The organism is Nitrospira sp. Vd2, from assembly GCF_979581665.1.
Window position 1 is genome coordinate 111630 of record NZ_CEFZSK010000033.1, and the last position, 26824, is coordinate 138453.

General features: G+C 58.5%; 27 protein-coding genes. 11 read left to right on the forward strand and 16 right to left on the reverse strand.

Features of this window, described 5'->3' with window-relative positions; all coding sequences use genetic code 11:
* Positions 1–97: 97 nt before the first annotated feature.
* From AC1U7K_RS12735 to AC1U7K_RS12750, 4 genes are all read right to left on the reverse strand, one after another.
* Complete coding sequence (locus tag AC1U7K_RS12735) at positions 98–304, reverse strand: hypothetical protein (RefSeq protein ID WP_480251762.1); 207 nt, start codon at positions 302–304, stop codon at positions 98–100.
* 143 nt (positions 305–447) lie between these two features.
* Positions 448–822: a hypothetical protein gene (locus AC1U7K_RS12740; protein WP_480251763.1), complete on the reverse strand. Its 375-nt coding sequence runs from the start codon at positions 820–822 to the stop codon at positions 448–450.
* 218 nt (positions 823–1040) lie between these two features.
* A complete protein-coding gene (locus tag AC1U7K_RS12745; protein WP_480251764.1) occupies positions 1041–2066 on the reverse strand; it encodes a TonB-dependent receptor plug domain-containing protein in 1026 nt (341 codons plus the stop codon).
* 308 nt (positions 2067–2374) lie between these two features.
* Positions 2375–2869 carry a TonB-dependent receptor gene (locus AC1U7K_RS12750; protein ID WP_480251887.1) on the reverse strand — a complete coding sequence of 165 codons (495 nt, stop codon included), beginning with the start codon at positions 2867–2869 and terminating at the stop codon, positions 2375–2377.
* Between the two features lie 732 nt (positions 2870–3601).
* Between AC1U7K_RS12750 and AC1U7K_RS12755 the strand changes: the two genes are divergently transcribed.
* The gene (locus AC1U7K_RS12755) at positions 3602–3889 is read left to right on the forward strand and encodes a type II toxin-antitoxin system Phd/YefM family antitoxin (protein WP_480251765.1); all 288 of its coding nucleotides are present in this window, start codon (positions 3602–3604) and stop codon (positions 3887–3889) included.
* Entirely contained in the window at positions 3867–4121 is a 255-nt protein-coding gene (locus AC1U7K_RS12760) for a hypothetical protein (RefSeq protein ID WP_480251766.1), read from the forward strand. Before AC1U7K_RS12755 ends, AC1U7K_RS12760 begins: the two co-directional genes overlap by 23 nt.
* Before the next feature lie 96 nt (positions 4122–4217).
* Here the strand turns inward: AC1U7K_RS12760 and AC1U7K_RS12765 are convergent, their stop codons facing one another.
* The 11 genes from AC1U7K_RS12765 to mpqE all read right to left on the reverse strand — a co-directional run bounded on the left by AC1U7K_RS12765 (position 4218) and on the right by mpqE (position 13840).
* Positions 4218–4502 (reverse strand): type II toxin-antitoxin system HicA family toxin, encoded by a 285-nt coding sequence (locus AC1U7K_RS12765; protein ID WP_480251768.1) that lies wholly within the window; start codon positions 4500–4502, stop codon positions 4218–4220.
* Positions 4499–4783 carry a type II toxin-antitoxin system HicB family antitoxin gene (locus AC1U7K_RS12770; protein WP_480251770.1) on the reverse strand — a complete coding sequence of 95 codons (285 nt, stop codon included), beginning with the start codon at positions 4781–4783 and terminating at the stop codon, positions 4499–4501. Before AC1U7K_RS12770 ends, AC1U7K_RS12765 begins: the two co-directional genes overlap by 4 nt.
* A gap of 263 nt (positions 4784–5046) precedes the next feature.
* Entirely contained in the window at positions 5047–5178 is a 132-nt protein-coding gene (locus AC1U7K_RS12775) for a hypothetical protein (RefSeq protein ID WP_480251771.1), read from the reverse strand.
* Between the two features lie 576 nt (positions 5179–5754).
* Complete coding sequence (locus tag AC1U7K_RS12780; protein WP_480251773.1) at positions 5755–5994, reverse strand: type II toxin-antitoxin system MqsA family antitoxin; 240 nt, start codon at positions 5992–5994, stop codon at positions 5755–5757.
* The gene (locus tag AC1U7K_RS12785) at positions 5991–6218 is read right to left on the reverse strand and encodes a DUF4258 domain-containing protein (protein WP_480251888.1); all 228 of its coding nucleotides are present in this window, start codon (positions 6216–6218) and stop codon (positions 5991–5993) included. Before AC1U7K_RS12785 ends, AC1U7K_RS12780 begins: the two co-directional genes overlap by 4 nt.
* Positions 6219–6355: 137 nt before the next feature.
* On the reverse strand, positions 6356–6712 hold the full coding sequence (locus AC1U7K_RS12790) for a DUF433 domain-containing protein (protein WP_480251775.1): 357 nt from the start codon (positions 6710–6712) through the stop codon (positions 6356–6358).
* A 281-nt stretch (positions 6713–6993) separates the two neighbouring features.
* Complete coding sequence (locus tag AC1U7K_RS12795; RefSeq protein ID WP_480251776.1) at positions 6994–7482, reverse strand: DUF4149 domain-containing protein; 489 nt, start codon at positions 7480–7482, stop codon at positions 6994–6996.
* 85 nt (positions 7483–7567) lie between these two features.
* Complete coding sequence (locus AC1U7K_RS12800; protein WP_480251777.1) at positions 7568–8944, reverse strand: radical SAM protein; 1377 nt, start codon at positions 8942–8944, stop codon at positions 7568–7570.
* 131 nt (positions 8945–9075) lie between these two features.
* The gene (locus AC1U7K_RS12805; RefSeq protein WP_480251778.1) at positions 9076–11181 is read right to left on the reverse strand and encodes a universal stress protein; all 2106 of its coding nucleotides are present in this window, start codon (positions 11179–11181) and stop codon (positions 9076–9078) included.
* A gap of 186 nt (positions 11182–11367) precedes the next feature.
* Positions 11368–12984 (reverse strand): B12-binding domain-containing radical SAM protein, encoded by a 1617-nt coding sequence (locus AC1U7K_RS12810; protein WP_480251779.1) that lies wholly within the window; start codon positions 12982–12984, stop codon positions 11368–11370.
* A gap of 70 nt (positions 12985–13054) precedes the next feature.
* Positions 13055–13840 carry a methyl-plastoquinone biosynthesis methyltransferase MpqE gene (mpqE, locus tag AC1U7K_RS12815; RefSeq protein WP_480251780.1) on the reverse strand — a complete coding sequence of 262 codons (786 nt, stop codon included), beginning with the start codon at positions 13838–13840 and terminating at the stop codon, positions 13055–13057.
* 204 nt (positions 13841–14044) lie between these two features.
* Here mpqE and AC1U7K_RS12820 point away from each other — a divergent pair, with 204 nt between their 5' ends.
* The 9 genes from AC1U7K_RS12820 to AC1U7K_RS12860 all read left to right on the forward strand — a co-directional run bounded on the left by AC1U7K_RS12820 (position 14045) and on the right by AC1U7K_RS12860 (position 23081).
* Positions 14045–14371 carry a hypothetical protein gene (locus AC1U7K_RS12820; protein WP_480251781.1) on the forward strand — a complete coding sequence of 109 codons (327 nt, stop codon included), beginning with the start codon at positions 14045–14047 and terminating at the stop codon, positions 14369–14371.
* Entirely contained in the window at positions 14371–14541 is a 171-nt protein-coding gene (locus tag AC1U7K_RS12825) for a hypothetical protein (protein ID WP_480251782.1), read from the forward strand. The genes AC1U7K_RS12820 and AC1U7K_RS12825 overlap by 1 nt, the downstream gene beginning before the upstream one ends.
* A complete protein-coding gene (locus tag AC1U7K_RS12830; protein WP_480251784.1) occupies positions 14538–15281 on the forward strand; it encodes a hypothetical protein in 744 nt (247 codons plus the stop codon). The genes AC1U7K_RS12825 and AC1U7K_RS12830 overlap by 4 nt, the downstream gene beginning before the upstream one ends.
* A gap of 481 nt (positions 15282–15762) precedes the next feature.
* A complete protein-coding gene (locus AC1U7K_RS12835; RefSeq protein WP_480251785.1) occupies positions 15763–15972 on the forward strand; it encodes a type II toxin-antitoxin system HicB family antitoxin in 210 nt (69 codons plus the stop codon).
* A 2-nt stretch (positions 15973–15974) separates the two neighbouring features.
* Entirely contained in the window at positions 15975–16196 is a 222-nt protein-coding gene (locus tag AC1U7K_RS12840) for a type II toxin-antitoxin system HicA family toxin (protein WP_480251787.1), read from the forward strand.
* 202 nt (positions 16197–16398) lie between these two features.
* Positions 16399–18909, forward strand: coding sequence for an excinuclease ABC subunit UvrA (gene uvrA, locus AC1U7K_RS12845; RefSeq protein WP_480251788.1), 2511 nt, complete (start codon positions 16399–16401; stop codon positions 18907–18909).
* A gap of 161 nt (positions 18910–19070) precedes the next feature.
* Positions 19071–19400 (forward strand): DMT family protein, encoded by a 330-nt coding sequence (locus AC1U7K_RS12850; protein ID WP_480251789.1) that lies wholly within the window; start codon positions 19071–19073, stop codon positions 19398–19400.
* A gap of 494 nt (positions 19401–19894) precedes the next feature.
* Positions 19895–20116, forward strand: coding sequence for a CsbD family protein (locus tag AC1U7K_RS12855; protein ID WP_480251790.1), 222 nt, complete (start codon positions 19895–19897; stop codon positions 20114–20116).
* A 523-nt stretch (positions 20117–20639) separates the two neighbouring features.
* Complete coding sequence (locus tag AC1U7K_RS12860; protein ID WP_480251791.1) at positions 20640–23081, forward strand: ATP-binding protein; 2442 nt, start codon at positions 20640–20642, stop codon at positions 23079–23081.
* Between the two features lie 102 nt (positions 23082–23183).
* Here the strand turns inward: AC1U7K_RS12860 and AC1U7K_RS12865 are convergent, their stop codons facing one another.
* Complete coding sequence (locus tag AC1U7K_RS12865; RefSeq protein ID WP_480251792.1) at positions 23184–26558, reverse strand: hybrid sensor histidine kinase/response regulator; 3375 nt, start codon at positions 26556–26558, stop codon at positions 23184–23186.
* Positions 26559–26824 lie beyond the last annotated feature (266 nt).

Genomic DNA, 26824 nt, shown 5'->3' on the forward strand with positions numbered 1-26824 from the left:
GCCGCTTACTCGGTATACCCCCGTTTATATATGCTCCGCATGTTAATCGGCCGACCATAAGGGCTCGGCCGACAAGCCAGCTCTCTTTCTCTGCACCTCAGTGATATTTAATGCACGTCTGGCAGGCTCTTGCCATCCACTCGGCCGGGTCGGCGTCGTGAAAGTCGTCCAGCACTTTGGTTATGGTCCGCAAGTCGGCAAACGTGATATCTTTTATGCGCGCTTTATCCAGAGAGCCCTTCAAATTTTTCGGCAAGGCATCGATGATTTTCCCCTTTGGTGCGGCCTTCTTCCTGTTTGGCATAATCCCTCCCCTGTTGGAATTGTTGTTTGTTGACATTAGCGGGCGCCAGGCCTACCCCGCTTGCGCTGAAAGCTTGAAATTGCATCCCCCTCAAGATTTTAATGCCATCGATCTTGCTGTTCTCCACCGTCAGGGATTCACCTTCAAGGATCTATTACCAACCCTACTGGATTTGGCACAACGCCAGAGAAACCGCCAAATGTGGGGAGCTCGACTATTTGGCTGAATTTGGCGTGGCTCTTTTCATATTTCTGCACTTGCGAATACAAGACCAGATAGTCGTAAAGCGTAAGCTCTTTAAGCAGAGGTTTCTGGAGAGGCTCTTTTAACTCCGGTGGCAAAAGGCTTGTAATCGTCCCAACTTTCTCTGCGTCACTCAAGCTCACACGGTACCATCCGGCATGCGCTGGAGCAATCGCCACAAATTTCATTCTCGTCTTGTTCTCGAATGCACCCGGGTCTTTGTCCTTAAATTTTTCAAGCTGCTTCCCGACAACATAGAAGTCTCCAACCGTCACATCTCTGAGTCGTGGCTTATCCAGTGGCGCTCTCCAACTCGGCGGTAACAAGCTGAAGATTGTTAGGTCTTCTCTTCCCCCCCCATAACTCCGCCTCCGTTTACTATGCGTCCACGGTTGTCAGTCGCAGCCAACATAGCACTTGGAATGACCGTTGCTACTAAGATCGCAACAATCTGGATGAGCGGCATATTGCCTCCCACTGCTAATTCTGCGCGTCAGTATCTAAGCGTCAGCCATCCCATGACCCGGCTTCCAATCTCTTCGCCGATGGGATTCTCCTTGTGACGGTCATTGAGCGCATTGAATACTGCGACCGCTACCTCCGCCTTCTCCCTCCAAAACCGATACGCCACTCGGCCGTTCAAAAGTGTATACGCTCCAACGCTGTTCGACGGCGGCACAAACCCTCCGAAGGGAGGCTGGCTAAATAATGTGTATGCGAATGATACAGGATAGCTCGCCGCGGCAACATGATACACCACGACATCGGCATTCCAACCATTCTCCCACTCCGCACGTAGCCCGGCGTTAATCTTATACGGAGGTGCCCCTCGCGTAGCACTGAATGACTGCGCCGCCACTAGATCTGACGTTTGGTGGATTTGAACGGTAGCATAGTTAATGAATCCCGTGAGCCAGGATGTAGCTAGAAATTCAGCTCCGACCTCAGCTCCATAAAGGTCAGCCTGTCCGATATTACCGAACGTGAAGACGTTAGGGTCTGAGGTGGCGGCCCCCGAAATGAAATTCGAAATGTGATTGAAGAACGCATCGGCCCTCGCCCGCACACGGTGCTTGAAATACCATCCCTGATATCCCAACTCATAGGATACGATTTTTTCTGGTTGAAGATTTCTGGACCCCACGACGCTCGGATTTACCATAAACACAGGGATGGGGTTACGGACGTCTGCTCTTGTTTCAAGAATGCTAGGCGGGCGGTAGGCGACAGACCCCGAGATGCGAAACGTATGATTCTCGTGTGGTTTGTAAATGAGCGACAGCCTCGGACTGTAAGTCGGGTTTAATTCGGTATGGAGATCGTATCGAATCCCTGCTACCGCCGTGAGTGTCCTCGTCAGTCGCCATTCATCTTGAACATACAGGCCCAATCGGTCCTCTGTTGCAGCATTGTCAAATATGTTGACGTGTGAAACGGCATTGTGAAAATAGTTGAGGCCGTATGTAAGCCTAAGCGATTTTGTTATCTCGAAGGAGTGTTGCGCCCACGTCGTGTACACGTCGTTTCGAATATTCTGCGTTGTACTACCATTCCTATCTGTAATGCTTGTAAAATCGTTTAATATATTCGGTGTCAGCAGCGCTAAACTGGTTTTGTCCCACCGTGTCCAACTTGTTCTAATGAACAGATTCGGCCGTTCATATGCTGCGTAAACATAACCGTTGGATAGGGTCGTGGCATTGCGCGACACGTCAAAGACGAAGCCATCGAATCGATTCGAATCTACCAGCCCCCCAGAGAGCACGAACTTGGAATTCCCTGGGAGGGCATATTCGGTTTGGACATTAAACTTATTCGCTCGCAACGCTAATGCGTCTCGATTGCTCCATTGCTGATTTTGGTCATGGCCGTAGGACAACCTGTATCCCAGGTTCTTGTATGTTCCCGCCTGAATCGCCGCAGCTCTGATGGTATGGTGCCATATTCTCCCCCTCCAAATTGCACAAATGTCCCGTTCGTGTTCCCTTTCATCTCCTGTGGCGATTTCGTTACGATGTTGACTACTCCGTCAAATGCGTTGAATCCAAATATTGCCGCTGCGGGGCCTTTCCACACCTCTATTTTCTTTATTTCCGGTAGAGTCACGGGCAGCAGTAACCAAAACACACTGCCAAATGCGTACTCGTAGATAGGCCGCCCGTCCACTAGTACCAATAGGTGGTTGGCCGCTGTTTGAATGTCTCCTCGCACGCTGACATTGAAGTCAGCAGCCGTCATTTGCATGATTTCCATTCCCGGGATACGCCGGAGGATCGTCGGGATATCCGTCGCGCCTGAATGGCGAATGTCTTCGTCGGTGATTCATAGACATTAGACGGCGCTTCGGAGATGGGCCGTTCTTCACCGAGGCCTCTTGAGATGCTCTCGGTTTCTTCTTGCAGGATTTGGAGTTCTGGCACCACTTCAGTACTTGCTCCAGGCTGAGCTGCGGCGACTCTGCAAAAAGCTAGACACGCGACCAGCACAAGTGCAACGTGACGCGATCTTCGCTCATAGGCTCTTAATAGCCGCAAACGCTTGTCGGATCGTGCTCGCATCTATCGTGCGAACGACTCTTGGTTCATCTCTATGGCGTTCTTTCAGTGCAGCAAAGCGCGTACCATAGAAGATGATTTAGAGAGAGGAGCGTCGCCTTGTACGATTAATTGTACGGCTGCGCTCGCCTTAGAATGTTTACTGTTGCTTACTCTGGCGACGTGCTCACGGAGATTGCCGTTCTTTTCCAATCGGTCAGGGGAACGCCCCTTAGGTAGATGCAAATGCACCTAGTCTTCATCCGTAGCTTCTGTGCACGGATCCGGAGAGTCTCTTTAGACAGGCCGGTTGGAAACTCTGTATCCATTCCGCGGCACAATTTGATACAGGCCGTATCCTCTTCGATACCATCGCTTCCCAGTTTCTTGGCGTTCACGAGTCGGCCGGCGGTTCAACTCACCATCACTGAAGGTCATGACGAGATCGTTGTACAAGCTTTTGTACCGGTACATGTTTTGCCTTCCAATTGTGAAATCGTACGTCACTCTGTACAAAACCATGACCAGAACGATTCCCGTCTCAGAAGCCCGACAGACGCTGCCTCTGCTCGTGACCGATGTGAGCAAGGTCATGGCACGCGTCATCATCACACGGAATGGCAAGCCCGCAGCCGTCCTCATTGGTGTCGAGGAGTACGAGAGTTTGGTGCAGACGGTGGAATTGTTGAGGAACAGGGACGCGTTGACCGCGATCAAGGAAGGACTGGCGGATCTTCACGAGGGTCGGACGGAATCATTCGAGGGCGTCTTCGGAGAACCGTTGCATGGCCGCGGTCAAGACCGTTAGGCTGTCTCGGCACGCGGTCCGATCGTTGCATGGCGCCGACGGCCGAACCCGCGCGCATTTGAAGGAAGCCATTCGCCATCTCGCCTCCGCCCCATCCTTGGCCAAGGACGTGCATATCGGCCCGCGCGGTCTTCGGTCCTATGAAACCGGCGGCTACTGCATCCTGCATCGCGTGAGACGCGGCGCGATTGAGATCGTCTCGATCTACCGCCGCCCGACCTTGTTTGCGTGAGCGGTGGGATCCCTGCTCCCCTCGCCCTTTCGTAACGTCAACTCGGCCCCCGGAACTAACGGGTTCAATGGGAGCCTTTGGAACGCCAGGCAGAGCCTACGGATTCTCGTCCCAACGGATCAGGGAATCAACCCAAGACGTTTTGCGTCTGTCTGATCCCACCCGACAGCCTGCAACACACTTTTCAGCGTTTTCCGGGGGAAGAGTGTCATTGCCATGGTGGTAATGGATCACCGTCAAGCGGCCATCTGGATGTGCGTAGATCCTTGCACCAGTGTGGGTGGAGCGGCGAAGGGAGAATCCATCGCGCTCAAGAGCACGAATGAGTTGGCTCACTGGAAGATTTCTCAGCAGGTGAACGAGACTGCCCGTCTCGTTCATACAACGACGGCAAGCGCAGGCGCTTCGATCACTTCTCCATTAGGCGGAGGATATGGAATCGGACGCCCTGTCTCACGGAGGGTTGCAATGTAGGCATCGATGGCTTCTTGGAGCGCCTTGACCGCTTCCTGCTGACTCCGGCCCCAGACAGCGCATCCAGGCAAGGACGGAACCACAGCGCTCCATCGACCGTCCTCTTCCTGCTCAACCTCAATCGGGTAAATGTAGGTTTTCATCGCGACGGATTCTACAATGGCTCGCAACACACTGAGAATTCGCACTCTGCATCGTGCTGTCATACTATAGCAGTCAATATTCTTTGTCCATGGCTCAGGAGCCATGAAAGCCCCTGTGGCGCGAGCTAACGCACAGGTCGCCCCCAGTTTTGGCGCGACAGGGACCGCGTGCTCACCAACCACCGACGGTGACGCGCCAAATACCGACCTCTCGTTGCGCTTGAACACCGGAAGCGGTGTCGCTGTGCGACGCTCCCTCTCGTCCTCGCGCTCAGCGCCCGACGAACCAGAGCAGGCAGCCGCACTCCTTACGCCGCCTGCTTGAATTCCGCCGCTTCTTCCGACTTCCGCTGTGCCACTGACCCTTGTTGCTGGCCACTCTCGATCGTCACACTGCCGATTGCCAATGCCAACATCCCGAACAGTGTGAACACCGTCATGATGATTCCCCACGCCATGGTTTTGGCGCGACAGGGACCACCTCATCACCAACCAGCGACCGTGACGCGCCAGGTAGTGAACGGGCCGTTGCGATTGCTCACCGGAAGCGGGGTCGCTGTGCGACGCCGGATCCCAGTTTTGGCGCGACAGGAACCGCGTGATCGCCAACCACCGACTGTGACGCGCCAGAGCTACCATGGGGTCATGGCGATCGAACGCCGGAAGTGGTGTCCCTGCGCGACTCCGGGAACCGCGTGGTCACCAACCACCGGCCGTGACGCGCCAGGTACCGACCTGTCATTGCGATTGATCACCGGAAGCGGTATCGCTGTGCGACGGTCCATCTGGCAGGGCACGTGAGCGTCGACTGTGCCGTTGCATGACGACGGCCATGGCGTCCCCAAGGCCGCATGAGGTCAGTTTGTCTACTGATACTGGGGAGCAGTCGTGCCGCGGCACAACTCAAACTCGTATCGGGGAAGGTGAGGGGCGTATCGAGAACGATACGTTGAGTGGTTTCAGGGCCCGGCGATTAGAAACGCTGGTATTTCAGAGAAGAGCAGTCGTCGATCCACTCATGCAAGAGAAGTGACTTCGACTTGCAATCGTCTTTTCTTTGCATCGTCCACAATAGCCTCGAGCCGTGCCGCCACATCATCTGCAATCCAGTCCATACCGCACTGGTCACAGACAGTCGCCGGCACCTCACGGACGACGACGACACCAAATGTTAGATCTACTGTCACGGTTGTCTTTCCTGGTCTCTTCGTTCCTCTGCAGAGAGGACAGCCTGATGGGACAATACTTCGATTCATCGGCGTCTCCGTGTCTTGAAATCGCGCTCAAAGTGTTCGAGATCCGGACGGTAAGCCGTAATCATAAAAGCATATCGCGTGACCGGATCGAATGCGGCGACTACGTGTAATGGCATACCCGCTTTGAAATGGAGAAACAAGGCACTAGGAAATGGAAGGTCATCTGGATAATCCTCAATTACTTCTCCTGCAGCAATCGCATCGAATACAGCATCCCGAGATATTCCTCGTTCAAACATTCGTTCCAGCGCGTGACGCTGCCATTCAACACGGCCGTTTTGCACCGCATTATTGAGAGCGCCCCGGTCCAGCGTTACCTCCGCTGTCAGTGTTTCTTAATTGGAACTGAAAGTCAAACGATTCAGGCAAAGAGCCTAAAGGGCCTATGGCGGCACGGCTTGGCAAAGAACAATTCTAAGCCTCGCGAGTAGATGAACCAGGAGGTCATGTGGCTCTTGCACGAGGAATATTTTGATCGAGGAGAACGGAGAAGGGCCCAGGCACGAGGGAGCACTTTTTCCTCGTCAATAACTTGAGCGACGTAGTCGAGTGCCGCTGTTACATCTTCGCGCTTCAGTTCCGGATACGTGTCAAGGACCCGTTGGAGGGAATAGCCGCCAGCGATCATTCCCAGAATAGTCGTGACCATGATTCGCGTTCCTCGAATCACGGGCTTCCCACTACAGATATTGGGATCCACTATTATCCGATTGTCCATCACTGAGCCCTTGTTCGGATCGCCGAACGATTATTCATCTCGCTGAGTCCGCTCTTTATTGCCTCGCTGCTTCAGATATCTCTCCCAATCCATCTTGTACGGCTCTTCGTGTTTCCATCGCTTGAATTCGAGTGAGTCTTCTAGAAGTTCTTCCGGATCAAAAGGCATCTTTTCCCTAGTGACGGCCGATACTAACAATCCACACCAGTATACAAGCAATAGCCAAGCTGTAAAAGGTACCTCCTTTATCAACGAGGGGGTCAGATTGTTCTGCCGCTCAATCAGAAGTGCAGATACTTCATCGCCGCGGCGCAGAGGATGATGAAGACGCCCATCCAGAGGGCGACGCGTTGGAAGGGGACCGGCTCGTAGACTTCCTCGTCACCGGTCTCCTCGGATGGTTCGTTCTTGAAGATGATGGTGTAGAGGAAGATGGTCACGATGCCGAGCACGAGCGAGAGCTTGATGAACAGGATCGTGAGATATTTGGCGTTCTGCGAGATGCCTTCGGTCTGGGTCTGCACCTTCATCATTTGATTGATGTAGTGCAAGTTGACGCCACCGGTGATCAGGATGACAGCCATCAGGCCGCCGATGATCGTCCGGTAGCGCGCATAGAACGCATCCAGGATTGGCTTGATGTATTCCTTCGGCACCGCCTTCTGGAGCGCCGGCGTCACGGCCATGACGAGGAACGCGAGGCCCCCGATCCAGACGACCGCCGACATCAGATGAAGCCAGTGATTGATGATCGGGATGAGTTGGGCCATGCGGGGAGGTCGTTATTCGTGATTCGTTAATCGTTCAGCGTCATCAAATAGCCAGTCTGTCATGCCGATTCACGAATAACGGTGTTTAGCGGTTCATGTCGAACTTGAAGACCGGTGCCTCGTTGCCGAAGCGTTTCTTGCGCAACTCTTCCATCAGCTCGACGGTGATGACCGGGATCCCCTGCTCACGCGCGTGGCGCTCGACGCCTTTCTTGACCATGGCGCGGAGGAAATACGGAATCCGGCTCAGCCGCGTCTGGGCCGCCTCGTCCCACACGGCTTCACATTCCTCCGCCGTGTTGAACGCGACCTTGACCTTCTCCCCGCCCTTCGGCGTATACAGGCACCACTGATCTTCATCGAGCCAATCACCGTGATCGACGTACGGCCGCGCCCGGCAGCCGCCGCAGATCTCGCTGTACTCGCAGTCGCCGCATTTCCCTTTGAGGTGCGGATAGCGGAACGAATCGAAGATCGCCGAGCGCTCCCACAGATCAACGAAGCTGTGCTGCCGAATGTTGCCGGCCGAAAGCGGCATATAGGGACAGGGCGTGACCTCGCCGTTCGGCGTCACGCGCGCATAGTTCGTCCCGGCCAGACAGCCGCCGCCCATGTAGCCCTGCGCCTTGGTGATCGGCGAATTCGGATCTTTCTCATACGCGAGCCGCTTGAAGTGCGGCGCGCAGCGCGCGCGGACCAGCATGTCTTTATACTTGTCCTGACACTCGATCAGATAACCCAACACCTCTTCGTACTGGGCAGGCGTGATATCGGTCAGCTCCTCACCGCGGCCCGTGCAGACCATGAAGAAGACGTTCAACACGCGGGCGCCGAGCTCGTGCGCCCAGTCGATGACCTTCGGCAGCTCCTGATAGTTCATCGGCTGTGCGCTGAAATGGATTTGGAACTGGAGTCCGTTGCGCTTGCACGCCTCGATGCCCTTGACCGCCGCATGCCACGCACCCGGCACGCCGCGGAACCCGTCGTGCTTCACCGGATCCAGCGAATCGATGCTGATCCCGACACCCATCACGCCGATCTCGACCAGCTCCTTGGCCAGCCGATCGTTGATGAGCATGCCGTTCGTCCCGAACACGACCATGAAGCCGAGGCTGACCGCGTGGCGCGCAATGTCCAGGATGTCGGGGCGGACCAGAGGCTCGCCCCCGGTGATTACCAACAGACAGCTCTTGTTGACCTCGGCAATCTCGCTGACGACGCGCAGACATTCCTCGGTCGTGAGCTCGTCGGAGCCGCCGCCGGCCTTCGTCGTCGCATCCAAATAGCAATGCGCGCACTTGAGGTTGCAGCGCTTGGTGAGATTCAACGCGATGAGATAGGGCTTGAAGTCATCGACGGTCCGGCCGTCCCTCGGAAGTGCCGAGTATTGAGTGCTGGGTGCTGAGTTTGGAACAGAGGCAGGTAATGACGACCCACCGAACAGGGGAAGCGAGCGACCCATAATTATAACCAGTGAGTATTATACGTATTGAGTGTTGAGTGCTGAGTTGCGCTTCAGAGCTGAGGAAGTCTCGAGGCAGAGGTCTTCATCCGGAAAACTCAGCACTCAAAACTCAGCACTCAGCACTGTCTTTACGACTTGCCCGTCAGGCTGGCGATGAGGTCCTTGAGGTTCCCGCCTTGCATCGCCTCTTTCATGTAGTCTTTGGCCTGTTCGATGCCTTCATTCGCCACGTCGAGCGTGATCAGCGTCGTGCCGACCTTGTCCGCGTGCTTTTGAATAAGCGCGCGCGTGCAGTCCCGCATGAAGCCGGCTGGCGCCCGCTCCAAGCGTGCAATGGCCTCCGGCGTCCAGGTATACGGAGAGGACGACTCGGCTTCTTTGGGTGAAGCAGGCGCGGCATCGGTCGTGGTCCCGTTCGCATGGGTCTGGCCGTTGTGGCCGTTCTTCACCGATTCCAGCTTCTCCGCGGCTTCCGCACTCGTCCCCGTGCCCTTGTTCCCAAAGATCGGCGTATAATCTTCCGCCGCTGCTTCCTTGATCATCGGCGCGGCATACTCCAAGGTAATGGTCGTCATGCCGAGCTTGCGTGCAGACTTTTCGATCTTGGCTTTCGCGCGCCGCCGCTGGAAGCCCGCCGGCACGGCGCGGATCGCCTCTTTCGCATCCTTGGTCCACTGCATCGGCACGTCGTCGTAGGCCATATCGGTCTCGACGCCGCCCTCGGCTTTCGCCGCCGCCTCGAAAATCGATTTGTCGACCTGCTTGAAGCGATTCCCTTCGGCACCGCACACGGGACATTTGACCGGCGTGTCGCCCTTCCCGATGTAGCCGCAGCCGTCGCACACGAAGTAGTTCTGCGTCATCCGATCCAGGTACGCCTGCGTGCCGGCACTCACCGCCGGCTTCTCCTCCACGATCTGGGTCATCATGCCGCTCAGGGTCGAGCCCATGAGGTCCTTCGCCACCGCATCGTCCGCCTGCATCTGATCGCGATCGATGCCGGCCGCATCCAGGCTCCCGCCGAGCGCCTTCATGGCTTCCATCGCGCCCTTGGGCAGAATATGCCCGACGGCCGAATCCACGACCGAGTTGCTGATGATGGTATGGCCCTTCTCAATGGCATACCGGTGGATGGCGGTCTTCGCCACGCCGCGCGCGAAGACCGGAATCTTCTCCATCCGGCGCAGCGCTTCCTCGGTCCAGGCAATCGTATATTCGGCTTGCGTGTCGATCGGCGGGACGTACTTGCGATTCGAGATCAGCACATTGCACGGGGCGCTGCGGAGCAGGTTCTCGGTGTTGCTCCCGATGTCCATATCATCGTCGCTGTGCACCCCGATGCGGCCGACGATCAATAGCCACGGCGTTTCCTTCCGCACGTATTGGATGATCTTCTCGAATGCCTTGCCGTCGAGCAAGGTCGTCTTGATGTCGGTGCCTTCCGCCTGGGCGATCTCGCGACTGATGTCGAGGTGCGACTGATAAATCTTCGCCAGACCGCTGTCGATAATCTCCTCGTGCAGCTTTTCCTGCTCTTTGAACCGGAAGACCTTTCCGGCCTCTTCGTTCAACACGCCCGAAATGCTGTGGAACGCCGCATAGTGGAAGTACGGATCGAACGCCGAGATCGCCTCGACCGGCCGATTGAGCGCCTTGCCCAGCGCCAAGCCCGTCATGAGCCCGCCAAAGGAATAGGGGCTGCCGTCCACCGCCACCACGATCTTGCCGCGCTCCATCGGCTTCGTGTCCTTGACGATGAACATGTCCGATGTCCGGACCCGGCGCACGACACGCTCGGTGTTGCTGCCGATCACGCTGTCCTTGACGGCCCCGACGCCGAGCGCCCCCATGATAACGAGATCATATGAATTGGTGTTGATATCTTCCGCGAGCACTTTCCAATTGCGGCCTTCGAGCGATCGGCGTTCGAGTGGCAGATTCGCCTCGGTGCACTTCTTGTCGACGTAATCCAGATAGGAATCGGTGATGATCTGTAGGCCGCGGGTGATCAGGGAGTCGTGAATTTGGCGCTGGCGGTCCAGTTCCTTTTCGTCGTGGTACTCCTCCGGAAGGCCGGCCTCCATTTGTTTGAAGCGCTTGTCGTGCATCTTGGCGGCATAGACATGGCTGCCGACGATTTTCGAGCCGAAGGTTTTGGCCAAGCTCACTCCCAGTTCGACCGCGGTATTCGAATGGTCGGAATTATCGACTGGGATATAAATCGTCCTATACATCAGACGCCTCCTTCACCACTGCGTAGACACTTGGAAATCGGCTCTCGGATGGAGAGGGCCGAGAGTATAAGTGCTCGAAGATCGGGCATGATAGCGCAGCGCCCGCGCGAAATGCAAGCAATTGGAAGACGAGAGAAATGCGGCGGTGAAGGCCGGAACGAGGGCATCCGAAGGATAGCGAGCGGCTTAGAGTCGGGACCCGGTCGCGGACACGGACGTCCGATCATGCAATGGAGCGGGCCGGCGTCGAGATTTCAAGATTTCTTCCAGCGTTAACAGCGCGTCTCGTCCGGAATTCGCCTCGAGGCCCCTCGCGAGATTCTGATCGGCATATTTGGTCGCCTGGGACAGCGAGCCCGACCAGCGGCGCGGGTCATGACTGCCATGCTTTTTCTCCCACGCCGAGAGGCAGGCCTTCGCAATCAGGCGGTTCAACGGCGCCGGGTTGTACAGCAGCTTGCGGATGCTGGTCGGCGTCAGCATCAGCGGATTGTAGCCGGCGGATAAGTAGCCTTCTTCGAGGAGTCGATGCTCCAGGTCGGTGTTCGGCTGAATGCCGAGAAAGAACATGAGGGGGAAGACCCGCTCCTCGCCGAGGATCCCGGCGACCGTCTTGTAGGACTGCACACTTTGGAGCAGCGTCTCCTCCGTTTCGTTCGGTGAGTTGAGCGAGTAATTGAGAATGACCTTGCCGCGAAACCCGGCTTCGGCGAGATAGCGGCACCCGTCATACAGCCGTTCGAGCTTGAACCCCATGTGGAGGTCGTTCAGCACGGCTTGGGAACCGGACGTGATCGCAACTTCCAAATCGCCGACGCCAGAGCGGACCATGAGCTTGGCCAGGTCGGGCGTGATCAGGGACGTCCGGATGTACCCCGACCACTCGATCTCCAGCCGCTCCTTGACGATCCGTTCCAGAATCTCGGTGCACTGCGGGTACGCTTCCTTGCCCGTGATGAACTGCGCGTCGGTGAACCAGAAGCGCCGCGCGCCCCACTGATGGTAGTGCTGGGAGATGTCTTTCACGACCATTTCGGGCGGGCGATAGCGAACCCGCTTCCCTTCTATGTAAGGATACAGGCAGAACGCGCAGTCGTAGGGGCACCCGCGTTTCGTCTGGACCCCGATGCACTCGCCCGTGTACTCCGTGTACTGCGGGAAGATGGACGTGAGATAGGGCAGATCGACGGTCAGGGCATCGAGCAGCGCCGGGGCATGCTTCTCGCCCTTCACGGTTCGGCCGTGCTCGCGGAGGATATATCGCTCGTCGGTGAGCGGCTGCCCATCGATCACCTTGAGAATCGCATCTTCCCCCTCGCCGAGGATGCCGATCGTGCCCTCCGGCAGCTTTTCGATCAACTGGTCCGCGAATGCCGTGAAGGCCCCGCCCCCGATCATAATCTGGGCGTTCGGCCGCTCCTTTCGTACCACCCCGGGATACGAGAGATTCGCACGGATGTCGCGGTAGTAGCGGTACAGGTGGGAGAGCCCTTGAAAGGACGCCGCCACGCGCTTGAGCGGATTGCTCGCGAAATAAAAGTTGAACGCATGCTCCAGCGACGCGTCGCCCTCGTGCGGCGAGAAGATTTGAATGTCGCGCCACGAGAAGCAGACGAGATCGGGCTGGAAGGCGGCAACGGCATCCGAGACGACGCGCGATCGTTGCGACTGGGGGTAGAGCGAGAGATCGACGATGCGCTGCCGCACCTCCGGCCGCCGCCGATGGATGAAATCAGCCAGATACGTCACCCCGATGGGATAGACCTTCTTACAGGGGAGGAAGATGTAGAGGATGGAGTTCATGATGTTCGAGGTTCGAGGTTCGAGGTTGTGCCCTTCAACATCGAACTTCGAACGTTTTCAACGTCGAACCTTATTTCACCGCCACATGGATTGCCACGATGCCGCCGCTGAGGTTCTTATATTCGACGTGGCGAAAGCCGGCGTCGCGCATGAGTTGACTGAGTCGCTCTTGATCGGGAAAAGCCCGAATGGAGGCCGGAAGGTATTCGTACACGCCGGTGCGATCGCCGGCGACCTTCGTCCCGATCCACGGCAGCAGCCGAAACGAATACCAATCGTACAGCGCGCGCAGCCAGCCATACACCGGACGCGAAAATTCCAGACAGACGAACCGCCCGCCCGGCTTGAGCACGCGCTGCACCTCCCGCAACGCCTGCATGAGATTGCCGACGTTCCGCATGCAGAAGCCGGCCGTCGCCGCATCCACGCTCTCGTCCCGGAACGCCAGCCATTCGCCATTGCCTTGGCAACATACGACGCGCCCAGCGAGTCCTCGTCGATTGATCTTTCGCAAACCTTCGCGGAGCATCGCCTCGTTCAAGTCGAGCGCGAGCACGCGCCCATCCGGTGCCACGCGGCCCGAGAGCAACAGCGCAAGATCACCCGTGCCCGCGCCAATATCGATCACATGGCCGCCGGGGATCATCGGCACGAAGCTCGCCGTCATCCGTTTCCATCGGTGATGGAGTCCGAAACTTAGAACGGTATTGTTGAGGTCGTACCAACGGGCAATCGCGGTGAACATGCGCTGGACGGCCTGCTCGCGCGACTTCCCGGACCAGTGCGAGATGGTGCGGGCATCGACCGACGCGGACGAGACGAGCGGTTCGGCACGCTCTTCTTCGATGTTGAGCATGCGACGGACGTAGCATTCGCTCGATCGGAATGTCAACTGCTTGGGCGCGACAGGAACCAGGGGTTGAACCACCCTCCGGCTGCGACGCGCCATGGCCGGACGGTTGATCAACCGAGGCCCCTGTCGCGTCAATACCCTTCGCGATCTTGTCTTCTTTTCTCGACCTCCCTACAATCCCTCCCGGCTTCACCGTGAGGATTTACCATGATCCGCGTCTTTTTCATGCTGATGATACTGCTCGGCCCCTCGATCGTCTGGGCTGGTGAGATTCGCGGGACGATCACGGAAGGTGGAAAATCGATCGGGGCGGGTGCGGCGATTGAGGTACGGTGCGGCGAGAAGAGCTATTCGACGACCACCGACCGCTATGGCGCTTATCGGCTGTTCGTTCCCGAAAAGGGCAAATGCCAATTTACCCTCACGCACCGGAACCAAACGCCGACACGTGAAGTGATCTCGTTCGAGGACTCCACGCGATATGACATGACCCTGGAGCAGGAAGGCGGCCAGTACGTGCTGCGGAGAAAATAGTGAGCGACGAGAAGAAGCGCGACGCATGGGATAAGACCGGCCTCATTCTCCAGTCGCTCGGTGGCTTCGTGACCGCGGCGACCGTCGCGCTGCTCGGACTCTTCGGCTCGCACTATCTCGAAGAAAAGCAGGCGATCGATACGAACGTCCGGCTCTACACCAGCTCATGAGCAAACGCGAGGAGGCCGAGAGCGCGCTGCGTAAGGACATGTTCACGTCGATCATCGACACGTTCCTGAAGCCGCAGGCTCCGTCCCTCGACGTGCGTGTGCTGAACCTCGAACTGCTCGCCTACAACTTTCACGAGTCGCTCAATCTCAAGCCGCTGTTCGCGTACATCGACCATCAGATTCGCGTCTCGCACGACCCGGCGAAGGGTGACTACCGCGACCGGTTGAACCGGGTGGCGCGCGAGATCACGCGCAAACAGATGGTGGTGCTCGAAGGCGCGGGGCAGAAGTTCGAGCGCAAATTTTCTCTGGCAAATGTCCCGCGTGCCAAAGACGGCTTGCCGGTCGAACTCGAGGAAGCCGTGCTGACGGTCGAAGGCATCGAGCGTGAGTTCCGAGTCTACGTGATGGAGGTGAACGAGGAGACGCAGGAGTTGCGGTTGCGCTTGGAAGTGATCACGCCGGACCACGGCGGTGCGGAATTCGCGACCAACAGCGTGGAGTTTTGGGTCGGCTTCTACGACTTCCCGATGATCGACCACACCCGCCTTTCGCACGATCAGCGCGTGGCCGTGACGCTGAACAACTTCGAGGACGGTTTCGCCAACATGACGATCGTCTACTTCCCCGGCTCCTATGCGAGTCTGAAAGAGAAGCCGTACTATCAAGAGGTCGTCAAGGAACTGCTGAAGACCACACAGGGGGCCAGGAGCGCAAACGCGACGACCGCCGCGAGGTAATATGCGAAGAAGTCGCAACCAGATACTGAGGGCCTTGTCCGAGCATCGTCATGCCATTCGGGAATATGGGGTGCGTCGGTTAGGCCTGCGTCATGCCGAGGGACTTTAACGGCTAAGGGACATTCCCAACGGACACCATAATGCGGTTACTTGATCAAGATAATGACAAGCCTTTGGCGAGAGTAATGCTCTATCTGACTAGAAATGAAGGGCTAGAACTATTGAGAGACCTGGAGCGACTCCTCCTAAATAAACCGAGTGACCATCACAGCCACATCGATTCAGATGATTGGAGCAAGGAAGTCACAATTGCAATCTATGACCCGAACAATCTCAGGGGATTTGATGAACGTTCAAAAAGGCTAATTTTAGAAGACGTCTGAAGACGTCTAATGCAGGACGCGGCCCTGAAGCTGACGGGAGCCCCTGGAGCGGAAGAAGCGTTTCTGCTATCGTGGGTTAGCTTGGAGGGCTTTTTTCTATGAAACACTACACCGCCGTCGTCGAGCGTGACCCTGCGACGGGCCTGTATGTCGGCTATGTCCCGGGCTTCCCGGGAGCGCATAGCCAGGGCGAAACGCTTGACGAGCTGAACCGCAACCTGCAGGAAGTCCTTTCCATGCTACTCGAGGACGGAGAGCCGACGCTTGAGAGCGAAATCGTCGGGATTCAGACGGTCCAGCTCGGCTAACTGTGGGCAAGCCGCCTGTCCTCAAGCCCCGTGAGGTGGTGACCATTCTGGAGCGGCTTGGGTTTCGCGAAGTGCGACAACGGGACTCACATGAGCAGTTCCGACACACCGATGGGCGCGTCACGACTGTTCCTTTCCATCCGGGTCGAGATATCTCACCGTCTTTGCTCCGTCAAATTGCCCACGATGTCGGCCTATCGGTTGAAGAGTTCCTCGGTAGCTGAATAGGCCGACGAGTTTCACAATCTGTCCCGCTGTCGAATGGAAAAACATCGTCGGTCTTCGCGGCATCCCCATCGGATGGGGATGAATATTTGGGACGTGATCATGCACACATTGCCTCTTCTGAAGTGAGAACGAAGACATCCTCCGCTCGTCGGCTTCCCTCCGATGGAGCCCCTCGCCGTGATATAATCCCTCGCCTTTATGAGTCACGCCATCGTCATTCGCGGGGCCCGCGAGCATAATCTCAAGAACCTTGACGTCGAGATCCCGCGCGACAAGTTGGTCGTCATCACGGGGCTGAGCGGGTCCGGCAAGTCGTCTCTGGCGTTCGACACGATCTACGCCGAAGGGCAGCGGCGGTACGTCGAATCGCTCTCGGCCTACGCGAGGCAATTTCTCGAGCAGATGGGCAAGCCCGACGTCGATTCGATCGAGGGCCTGTCGCCGGCGATCTCCATCGAGCAGAAAAGCACCAGCCACAACCCCCGCTCGACCGTCGGCACCGTCACCGAGATCTACGATTACCTCCGCCTCCTATTCGCGCGCATCGGTCATCCCTTCTGCTTCAACTGCGGCGAAGAAATCGCCGCGCAGACCGTCCAGCAGATGGTCGATGCGATCCAGACGCTCCCGGAAGGCATGAAGCTGCAAATTTTGGCGCCCATCGTCCGCGGCCGCAAAGGCGAGTACAAGAAAGAATTGCTCGACATGCGTCGGGCGGGCTTCGTCCGGGCACGCATCGACGGCCAGATCGTCGACCTCGGCGAGGACATCGCGCTCGACAAGCAGAAGAAGCATACGATCGAAGTGGTCGTCGATCGCCTCGTGATGAAGCGCAGCGAGGCCTTGAGCCGGCGGCTGGCCGACTCGGTCGAGACGGCCTTGAAGCTCGCCCACGGCTTGGTCGGCGTGCTCACCGACGGGGACGAAGTCCGCCTCTACAGCGAGCAGCTCGCCTGCATTCGCTGTGGAGTCAGCTATCCGGAGATCACGCCACGCGTCTTCTCATTCAACAGCCCTCACGGCGCCTGCCCCGCGTGCGACGGCATCGGCTACGCCGTTCGTCCCGGGTGCCCCGAAGAAGAGGACTTCACCCTGCTCGACCGGTGCGAGGTGTGCAAGGGCGCGCGGCTGAAGCCCGAGAGCCTCTCGGTGAAGATCGCGCGCCGGTCGATCGCGGAGGTGACGCAACTCTCCGTGCGCGGCGCCGCTGACTTTTTCGAGTCCTTGAAGTTCACGGAGCGGGAGCAGTTCATCGCGCAGCGGATTCTCAAGGAGATTCGCGAGCGACTGGGATTCCTCATCAATGTCGGTCTGGATTATCTAACGCTCGATCGGCCGGCGGCGACGTTGTCCGGCGGCGAAGGCCAACGCATTCGCCTGGCGACCCAAATCGGTTCCGGGCTCGTAGGCGTCCTTTACATCCTCGATGAGCCGTCGATCGGATTGCACCAGCGCGACAACCGGCGGCTGCTGCAGACCTTGCTCCGTCTTCGCGACATGGGCAATACCGTCGTGGTCGTCGAGCATGATGCGGAAACGATGCATGCGGCCGACCATATCATCGACATGGGACCGGGGGCGGGCGCGCACGGCGGAGCGATCATCGCGCAAGGCACGCCGGCGGAGGTGATGGCACATCCCGCGTCGTTGACCGGCCAGTATCTGCGCGGCGATCTCGCCGTCACGTTGCCGACCCGGCATCGAACGCCGAAGAGCTGGCTCTCGGTCGTCGGGGCACGCAAGCACAATCTGAAAAACCTGACGGCCAAGATTCCGCTCGGCCTGCTCACGTGCGTCACGGGCGTGTCGGGCTCCGGCAAGAGCACCTTGGTGCTCGAAGTCCTGTTTCACTCGCTCTCGCAACTCCTCTATCACAAGAAGCCGAAGATCGACGGCTGTAAGAGCCTCTCCGGCGTCGACGCGTTGGATAAAGTCATCGACATCGATCAATCGCCGATCGGACGCACGCCGCGGTCCAACCCGGCGACGTACACCGGCTTGTTCACGTTCATCCGTGATCTCTTCACCAACCTCCCGGAGTCCCGCGTCCGTGGCTACAAGGCCGGGCGCTACAGTTTCAATGTGAAGGGCGGGCGGTGCGAGACCTGCGAAGGCGACGGCTTGATCAAGATCGAGATGCACTTCCTGCCCGATATCTACGTCACGTGTGAGGCTTGCAAGGGCCAGCGGTACAATCGCGAAACCCTCGACATTCGGTACAAAGACAAGAACATCGCGGATATCCTCGACATGCCGGTCGATCAAGCCTTGGAGTTCTTCACGCACATCCCGTTCATCAAGCGCAAGCTGGAGACGCTGCACGACGTTGGCTTGCACTACATCAAGCTCGGCCAGTCGGCAACCACGCTCTCCGGCGGCGAAGCACAGCGGGTCAAGCTCTCACGGGAGTTGTCCAAGCGGCCGACGGGCCGCACGCTCTATATCCTGGATGAGCCGACGACGGGCCTGCACTTTGCCGATATTCAGCGCTTGCTCCATGTGCTGAACCGCCTGGTGGAAGCCGGCAATACCGTGCTCGTCATCGAGCACAACCTCGATGTCATCAGGAATGCCGACTGGATCATCGACCTTGGTCCGGAAGGCGGCGACCGCGGCGGGCAGATCGTGGCCGAAGGCACGCCTGAGGACGTCGCACGCGTGAACCGGTCCTATACGGGACAGGTGTTGCGAGAGGCTGGCGTCGGATAACGGATGTTCGAGGTTCGAAGTTCGAAGTTCTGAGTTTCGGGACATTCCTGCCCCTCGGCCGCAACCTTGCTCCTACCTTCTCACGTTCCCATTGCCCAGCACTCCGCTCCTTCGCCCTTCAACTTCGAACATCGAACTTCGAACCTTAATACGGAGGCCCTATGGCGACGGTGGCATTGCTGACGATTTCGAACATCTTCATGACGATCGCATGGTATGGGCACTTGAAGTTCAAGCAGTCCCCGCTGTGGAAAGTGGTGGTCATCAGTTGGGCGATCGCCTTCGTCGAGTATTGCTTCCAGGTCCCGGCCAACCGCATCGGGCATTATCAATTCACGGCCGCTCAGTTGAAGACGATGCAGGAGGTGATTACGCTGCTGGTCTTTTGTATCTTTTCCGTGGTGTATCTGAAAGAAGAGCTGAAATGGAATTATCTCGTCGGGTTCGCCTTGATGGCTGGCGCGGTCTTCGTGATTTTTCGCGAATGGTAGGCCAATCGGGCTCTTCCTCCTGCCTCCTACATCCGCCCTACTCCGGTTCCGATAGCCTCGATGCCCGAGCTTCCGAAAGAATAGCGTTACAGTACACGAGGCTCGGTATGGAAAAGAAATGCGCTCACCCGACGTGCACCTGTCAGGTGCAACCCGGAAAAGAATTTTGCAGCGATGCCTGCCGAAACACACCCACGCCGTCTGGACCGTGTCGCTGCGAACATCCCTCGTGTAAAGGTCACTAGCCGCACAGGTAGCTAGGAGGGTCGACCCTGGCAGCCTGTCTCTCGTCAGGACAAACTGTTCGGCGCACAGTGACTCACGTCAGTTCTGACATTTTCATCCCCGCGATTTTCCCCATCGGTTCACTTCGCTCCGGCTGAAGCCCCGCTTAGGCAATCCTAAATCCAGTCGGATTGCTATCCGCTTGATCATACCGTGGCGCGGTCCTTGCGAAGCTCGGTGCTCGCAAACCGCACATCCTGGAGGACACCATGAATCGCGACCATTTCAAAGGTTATTGGAGTCAGTTCAAAGGCGAACTGAAGCGGCAATGGGGTCAATTCACCGACGATGATCTCCTGCAAATCGAAGGCGACTACGACAAGTTCATCGGGAAACTGCAAGAGCGCTACGGTGATCGAAAGGATGAAGTTCATCGGTGGGCGGATCAGTGGTATGACCGCATGCAGGAATCCCGGAAGCAGGCTTCATAGGTCATGCATGAACGCATGTGGTGTGCGCGGAGGTGGTGATGAGCCGACGACGGCAATTTCTAAAATCAACAGGCATGGACGCGGCGCCCGTGCTCTCCCTACTGGTCACGGGCATATCAGCGGACGTGACTGAAGCCGCCCGTGACAACGGGACGACGCCGCGGATGAGCACAGCATGCGCGGACAAGAACGGCGTCGCCGGTGCGCTCCAATGAGAATGAAAAGGAATGACGGCACTATTTACCTGTCATCGATGATCATTGCGTCCTTGGCGCGGTAAACGGCTCTTCCTGTCAGAAGTCCGTCGAGCGAACCGGTGTGGGCGGCCGAGTTGATGCGCGAGTTGATGCGATGGATCACTCCCCCGCCCCTGCGTGGCCGCGAGCCAACCCGCTGGTTCGCCGCCACGCGCCCCACTACGTCAGCGTGATCCAGCCGCCAGGCTTCGCGGTCCCTTATCGCTTTCTTGCAGTCCGCTCCTCAGCGCAATAGAATGCCGGCCAGTTTGCGCGCGAGGACCGGCATGCAGGATTTCGAAAAACTCGGCGTCTTCTATCTCGGCCGCCCCTACGACCTCGGCAAGAAAAAGGCGAAGCCGGGATGGCTCCTCTACGATTCCAAGGATCTCGTCACCCATGCCGTCTGCGTCGGCATGACCGGCAGCGGGAAGACGGGTCTCTGCATCGGCCTGCTCGAAGAGGCCGCGATCGACGGCATTCCCGCCGTCGTCATCGATCCGAAAGGAGACCTCGGCAACCTCCTCTTGACGTTTCCGGAGCTCCGTCCCGACGACTTCCTCCCCTGGATCAACGAGGACGATGCGCGCAAGAAGGGCATCTCGCCATCCGAATACGCGACGCAGCAGGCCGAGCTGTGGAAGAAGGGCTTGGCGGCATGGGGACAGGACGGCGAGCGGATCGCGCGACTTTGGCAGGCCGCCGACTTTACGATTTACACCCCGGGCAGCAGCGCCGGCCTTCCGGTCTCCATCCTGAAGTCGTTTGCCGCGCCGAGCGCGGCCATCGTCCAGGACGTGGAGCTCTTGCGTGAACGCATCAACACGACGACGGCCAGTCTTCTCGGCCTCCTCGGTGTCGATGCGGACCCACTCAAGAGCCGCGAGCATATCTTGATCGCGACCATCCTCGAGCGCGCGTGGACGAAGAATGAGGACCTCGATCTGCCGAGGTTGATCGAACAGATCCAGCATCCGCCGATCGCCCGCGTCGGCGTACTCGATGTCGATTCCTTCTATCCATCCAAAGAGCGTTTCGCCCTCGCGATGCAGCTCAACAATCTCCTCGCGGCGCCTGGCTTTACCGCATGGCTCGAAGGCGAAGCCCTCGATCTGAATTCCATTCTCTATACCGCGGAGGGCAAGCCGCGCATCGCCATCTTTTCGATTGCTCATCTCAGCGACAGCGAGCGGATGTTTTTCGTCTCGCTCTTACTCAATCAAACTCTGGGCTGGGTGCGAAGCCAATCGGGCACGACCACGTTGCGCGCGATCCTGTACATGGATGAAATTTTCGGCTACTTCCCGCCGGTCGCGAATCCACCCTCGAAAGCGCCGCTCCTGACCTTGCTCAAGCAGGCGCGCGCGTTTGGAATGGGCGTCGTGCTGGCGACGCAAAATCCCGTCGACCTCGACTACAAAGGCCTCGCCAATACGGGAACGTGGTTTATTGGACGCCTGCAGACCGAGCGCGACAAGGCCCGGGTGCTCGACGGGCTGGAAGGCGCGGCCGGCGGGACCGGTCAAACGTTCGACCGGCAACGGATGGAACAACTGCTGGCCGGGCTCGGCAGTCGCGTCTTCCTGATGAACAACGTGCACGACGAGCGGCCGGCCGTGTTCGAGACCCGCTGGACTCTGTCCTATCTGCGCGGACCGCTCACCCGGACTCAGATCAAGCGACTGATGGAATCCCAGCAACGTCAAACGGCGGAGGTTCGAGGTTCGAAGTTCGAGGGTGGATCCGGACCCTCGAACCTCGAACGTCGTTCGTTCTCGCCTTCGCGTCCCGTCCTGCCGCCCGACGTGCCGCAGCACTTCATTCCGATCAGAGGATCGGCTCCGGCGGGTGCGGCCCTCGTTTACCAGCCCATGCTGGTCGGCATCGCGGACATTCGGTTTACGGACACGAAGAAAGCCATCGATGTGACGGAGAGCGTGACCCTGTTGGCGTCAATCAGCACCTCTCCCGTGCCGGTCGATTGGGATCGTGCAACGCCGGTCACGATCGAGATGGCCGATCTCGAATCGACGCCGGCGCCCAATGCAAACTTTGCGGAGGTGCCGCCGGCCGCGACGAAAGCCAAGAACTACGAGGCATGGGGCAAGGATTTCGCCGGCTGGCTCTTTCGTACGCAGAAGCTCGACCTGTTCAAGAGCCTGACGTTCAATGAAACATCGAAGCCCGGCGAATCGGAGCGGGATTTTCGAATTCGGTTGCAGCAACGGGCGCGCGAGGAGCGGGATGCCGCCGCTGAGCGGCTTCGTCAAAAATATGCTCCCAAGATCGCCGCACTACGCGATCGCATTCGGCGGGCCGAGCAGGCGGTGGCGAAAGAAGAAGAGCAGGCCCGACAAAGTCAGATTCAGGCGGCCGTGTCGATCGGTGCCACACTGCTCGGTGCCTTCCTCGGTCGCAAGACGATCAGCGCCTCGACGATCGGCAAAGCCACGACCGCGATCCGCGGCGCCGGGAGGGTCATGAAGGACTCGAAAGACGTGGGGTTCGCCAAGGAGAACGTGCAGGCGCTTCAGCAGCAACTGACCGAACTGGAAGCCGAGTTCAAGGCAGAAACGGACTCCTTGGCGACCGCCCTCGATCCGCAAACGGAAACGTTCGAGACCATCGGCCTCCGGCCGGCCAAGAGCAACATCGCGATCCGCCTTCTCTCGCTTGCCTGGACCCCGTACTGGATCGATCCTCAAGGAAAAGCCGTGATGGCTTCATGAGGCGCAGACGGAACGGTGCGAGGCTCTTCTCTCACCCCGTGATTGGAGGATTCGAGGGGAAAGTGGCTGTCCGCCGGATTAGATTCACGTGTCCTGCGTCGCTCACCGCGCCGGCCCCACCCACTGGACGATGACCTGGCTCAGCTCGGACGCATCGAACGGCTTCAGCAGATAGGCCTGCGCGCCGGCTCGCACCGCCATCATCGCCCGCTCACGCGCCTCGGCCGCCGTCACCATGATGATCGGCAGCTCGGGCTGCTCCTCCCGAATGTGATCGAGGACCTCCAGGCCGCTCATGAGGGGCATCCCGATATCCAAGATCAATCCATGAAGTCGCTCGGCGCGTAAGGCAGACAACGCTTCCTTTCCGTCACACGCCGTCAGGACCGTGTACCCCTCGGCCGTCAACCGATCGGTAAGCATCTGGCGAATGTCCGGATCATCGTCGGCAACGAGAATACGCTTGACCTCTGCCGAGGGATCGAGCTTTCGCTCGATCGTCCGTCGGAGGGGCAGCGTCACGATGAAGGTCGACCCCTTCCCCACACGGCTCTCGACCGCGATCGTGCCGCCATGCCGTTCGACGAGATCCCTCACGATCGAGAGGCCCAGGCCGTGCCCCTTGACGTACTGCGCTTTCATGCGGTCCAAATGGAACGATGGGTCAAAGATCCGGGGCAAGATCTCAGGCGGAATCCCGTCACCGGTATCCATCACGGACAGCCTCGCGACGTACCCCTTCTCGGAGACCATCTTCACCGCGATCTCGCCGCCGTGGGGCGTGTATTTGATCGCGTTGTCGACGAGGTTCGTGAGAACGCGGGTGATCTTGTCGGCGTCCGCCCATACGATCAGATCTTCGTCCGCACACTCGATCTCGAGCCGTTGCTGCTTGCTGGCGGCGAGCGGGCGCAGCTGCTCGACGACGTCGAGTGCGAGCGCGTGCAACGAACATTCGGCCGGCGAGAGCTGCACCTGCTCACGATCGAGCAACATGTCGAGTAGATTGTCGACGAGACGGCCCAGCCGGCGGCTGTTCGCGAGCATGCGAACCAGGTACTGCTGCTGCTTGTCCGTCAGCGGGCCGACCAATCCGGCTAGCATGTTGTCGGCAAACCCCGTGATACTGGTCAACGGTGTGCGGAGATCGTGTGAGACCTTCGCCAAGAACTCCTCCAGCGCGGCCGTCCGCTCACGGACCTTCGCCTCCAGGCTCAAGTTCAATTCTTCGATTTGTTGATGCGCCGCCGCCTTGTCCAACGCGATGGCGAGCTGCCCCCCGACGGTGATCAGCAGGTCCAAGTCCTCTTTGGTCAACGGGGCATCCGGGAGCCGATCAACCGTCAACGAGCCGATGATCCGATCCTTGACCTGTAGCGGCACCGCAAGGATCGATTTGGCGTTCGTCAGCGTCGCCAAGGTTCGGTACAGCGGGTGCATGCGATCCCAATACTCCCGAACGTCCTCGACGATGACGGCCTGACCTTTTAGAAAGATCAGCCCTTCGAGCGTGTCGGGATCGGTAACCGGTACCTCCATCCGCCGGGCAAAGTCGGCGACATCGTCGGGAAGCCCGTGCAACCGAGTGTCATAGACGACCTGACGGTCCGGGTCGAAGAAGGCAATCATCGCCCGATCGTAGTTCAGTTTCTGCGTGATGGTTTCCAGTACCCGATCCATCAGCACTTCCCGATCGAGAGTGGAGGCAAAGACCACCGTCGTTTCATGCAGCATGGTGAGCTGTTCCACCCGGCGCTGGAGTTCCGCCGTAATCTGCTGCTGCTGGACATACGCCTCCTGCAGTTCGACATGACGGGCGTCGAGGGTTTGCACCTGGTCGGCGATCAATTGTTCGCGCTCTTCGATCTCCTTCCGCAACACTCGGCGGGCGAGCGAGATGACCATCGACCGCGCCCACGGGGCACGCTCCTTTGCCGACCAGACAACTTCCCACTCGCAGTAGGGATCGCCCTTTGCGAGGCACGCGCGATCCGTGATCACGGCAGGCGGCAAGTGCCGAAACTTTTCAGGCACGGAGACCAAATATCCTTGATGGGCTTGACACCACTGCGCAGCGCAGGCGCGCAGATACGGGCCGAACTGCCGGTATGCTCGCTCACTGAACCGCATGCGCACGGTGGCCGACCGATCGGAGACGTGCAAGGCCTGAATGGAGTACGCATTCTTCCCCGAATAAATTTGAGCGAAGTACGGAGACATTTTGTAAATCCGGGGAATGGAAAACGGGCGACCGAGCATTTGGCTGAAGGGCGTAATCGCCTTCTCTCGCGCCATATTGAAGGAGAACTGCGGATCGCCGGAGATGTCCGCGCACAACTCACAAAGGAAGGCCACGAACTCGAACGAATAGCTGTTCCAGGAATTTCGGAGGAATTCGGCAGTGATGTGGTAGCGGCGATCGGGAATGCGTTCATTGAGGCGACGGACCAGTTCGTCGATGACCCGCTGTCCGTCGGGCGGGCCTCCACCTCGAACCGCACACGCCTCCAAGTATTCGAGGCAGGCTCGAATCGTCATGCCGTTGATGTCACGGATCGCCGTGCGGTCGGGCTCCACGCCGAACGGCTGGAACTCCATCATGCCTTTTTCGGTAATGACGTGGTTGCGGGAGAACAGTTCCGCCGCGCCGGGACTCGACGGCGCGACCGATCGCGGCGTCACCGTCACTCGGCGGGACTCTTGCTCGACACCGGCGAGCCGGCCGCCCCTCGCTCCGCTCTCGAAGGCTCGTCCGGGCTGCTCTTTTCTGGACCAGATCACTTCCCACTCGCAATAGTCATCGCCCTTGGCGAGACACCGCCGGTCGATCACGGTGGCCGGAGCCAGTGCTTGGAACCGCTCCGGCACCGCCACAAAGTACCCCTTGTGCGCATTGCACCAGTGTTCGGCACAGGCTCGGCGATAACGGCCGAACTGCCGGTAGGTCCGCTCGCTCAGCCGCATCCGAATGACAGCCGACTCGGCGAGGACGTGAACCGCTTCTGTGTAGAACGACTCCTTGGCATAACGTTGCGCAAAATAAGCCGACATCTTGTAGATCTGTGCAACCGTAAAGGGGCGGCCCAAGGCCAGGATGATCGAGGAGATGGCCTTGGTGCGCGCCATGTTGAACAGAAAATCCCGATCGCCGGAGATGGCGATGCAGAATTCGGCGTTGAATGCGGAAAACTCAGCGGAATAGCTGTTCCACGGATTGCGAAGGAACTCCGGCGTGACGTGATACGCGCGATCCGGGATGCGTTCGTTCAGGCGGCGGGCCAATTCTGCGACCGCAGCTCGGGCCGCGTCCTTGCCACCAGTCCGGCCGACGTAGTCTTCCAGATAGTCGATATCGGCCCGAATGACGACCCCGCTCAAGTCCCGGATCGGCGTCCCATCCGCTTCGATCCCGAACGGCTGGAACTCCATCATGCCCTTTTCGGTAATCCGATGCTCGTTGGAGAGGAGGTCGATCATGGAGGTGATGCAGCCCGCTGAAGAAGGCCGACTCTCTTTCAGAATGGCCGTGTTTCGATCCGTACTTATATGTAAGATATGAGCCGTTAGGATACCTCAACACCAATACCCTTTCGCAACAATTTTCGACCACATTTAGAAGCGACCCCGTTGATGCCCGTTAGTGCCGCCCTGGAGCAGATCGAAGTGGTGTTGTCGCACGATACAGAAGACGTCCAGCTTCATGTGAGGGTGTCGAGCGAGGTCCCAGCGGCAACCCTGCCCAG

What these genes read in the sequence shown, in the direction of transcription:
- AC1U7K_RS12810 (WP_480251779.1), bottom strand. Translation starts at nt 12,984, where the DNA reads ATGAACTCCATCCTCTACATCTTCCTCCCCTGTAAGAAGGTCTATCCC.
- AC1U7K_RS12830 (WP_480251784.1), top strand. Translation starts at nt 14,538, where the DNA reads ATGAGCAAACGCGAGGAGGCCGAGAGCGCGCTGCGTAAGGACATGTTC.
- AC1U7K_RS12800 (WP_480251777.1), bottom strand. Translation starts at nt 8,944, where the DNA reads ATGGGTCGCTCGCTTCCCCTGTTCGGTGGGTCGTCATTACCTGCCTCT.
- AC1U7K_RS12780 (WP_480251773.1), bottom strand. Translation starts at nt 5,994, where the DNA reads ATGAATCGAAGTATTGTCCCATCAGGCTGTCCTCTCTGCAGAGGAACG.
- uvrA (WP_480251788.1), top strand. Translation starts at nt 16,399, where the DNA reads ATGAGTCACGCCATCGTCATTCGCGGGGCCCGCGAGCATAATCTCAAG.
- AC1U7K_RS12765 (WP_480251768.1), bottom strand. Translation starts at nt 4,502, where the DNA reads ATGAACGAGACGGGCAGTCTCGTTCACCTGCTGAGAAATCTTCCAGTG.
- AC1U7K_RS12760 (WP_480251766.1), top strand. Translation starts at nt 3,867, where the DNA reads ATGGCCGCGGTCAAGACCGTTAGGCTGTCTCGGCACGCGGTCCGATCG.
- AC1U7K_RS12850 (WP_480251789.1), top strand. Translation starts at nt 19,071, where the DNA reads ATGGCGACGGTGGCATTGCTGACGATTTCGAACATCTTCATGACGATC.
- AC1U7K_RS12795 (WP_480251776.1), bottom strand. Translation starts at nt 7,482, where the DNA reads ATGGCCCAACTCATCCCGATCATCAATCACTGGCTTCATCTGATGTCG.
- AC1U7K_RS12735 (WP_480251762.1), bottom strand. Translation starts at nt 304, where the DNA reads ATGCCAAACAGGAAGAAGGCCGCACCAAAGGGGAAAATCATCGATGCC.
- AC1U7K_RS12865 (WP_480251792.1), bottom strand. Translation starts at nt 26,558, where the DNA reads ATGATCGACCTCCTCTCCAACGAGCATCGGATTACCGAAAAGGGCATG.
- AC1U7K_RS12820 (WP_480251781.1), top strand. Translation starts at nt 14,045, where the DNA reads ATGATCCGCGTCTTTTTCATGCTGATGATACTGCTCGGCCCCTCGATC.
- AC1U7K_RS12755 (WP_480251765.1), top strand. Translation starts at nt 3,602, where the DNA reads ATGACCAGAACGATTCCCGTCTCAGAAGCCCGACAGACGCTGCCTCTG.
- AC1U7K_RS12790 (WP_480251775.1), bottom strand. Translation starts at nt 6,712, where the DNA reads ATGGACAATCGGATAATAGTGGATCCCAATATCTGTAGTGGGAAGCCC.
- mpqE (WP_480251780.1), bottom strand. Translation starts at nt 13,840, where the DNA reads ATGCTCAACATCGAAGAAGAGCGTGCCGAACCGCTCGTCTCGTCCGCG.
- AC1U7K_RS12835 (WP_480251785.1), top strand. Translation starts at nt 15,763, where the DNA reads ATGAAACACTACACCGCCGTCGTCGAGCGTGACCCTGCGACGGGCCTG.
- AC1U7K_RS12860 (WP_480251791.1), top strand. Translation starts at nt 20,640, where the DNA reads ATGCAGGATTTCGAAAAACTCGGCGTCTTCTATCTCGGCCGCCCCTAC.
- AC1U7K_RS12805 (WP_480251778.1), bottom strand. Translation starts at nt 11,181, where the DNA reads ATGTATAGGACGATTTATATCCCAGTCGATAATTCCGACCATTCGAAT.
- AC1U7K_RS12775 (WP_480251771.1), bottom strand. Translation starts at nt 5,178, where the DNA reads ATGACGGTGTTCACACTGTTCGGGATGTTGGCATTGGCAATCGGCAGT.
- AC1U7K_RS12855 (WP_480251790.1), top strand. Translation starts at nt 19,895, where the DNA reads ATGAATCGCGACCATTTCAAAGGTTATTGGAGTCAGTTCAAAGGCGAA.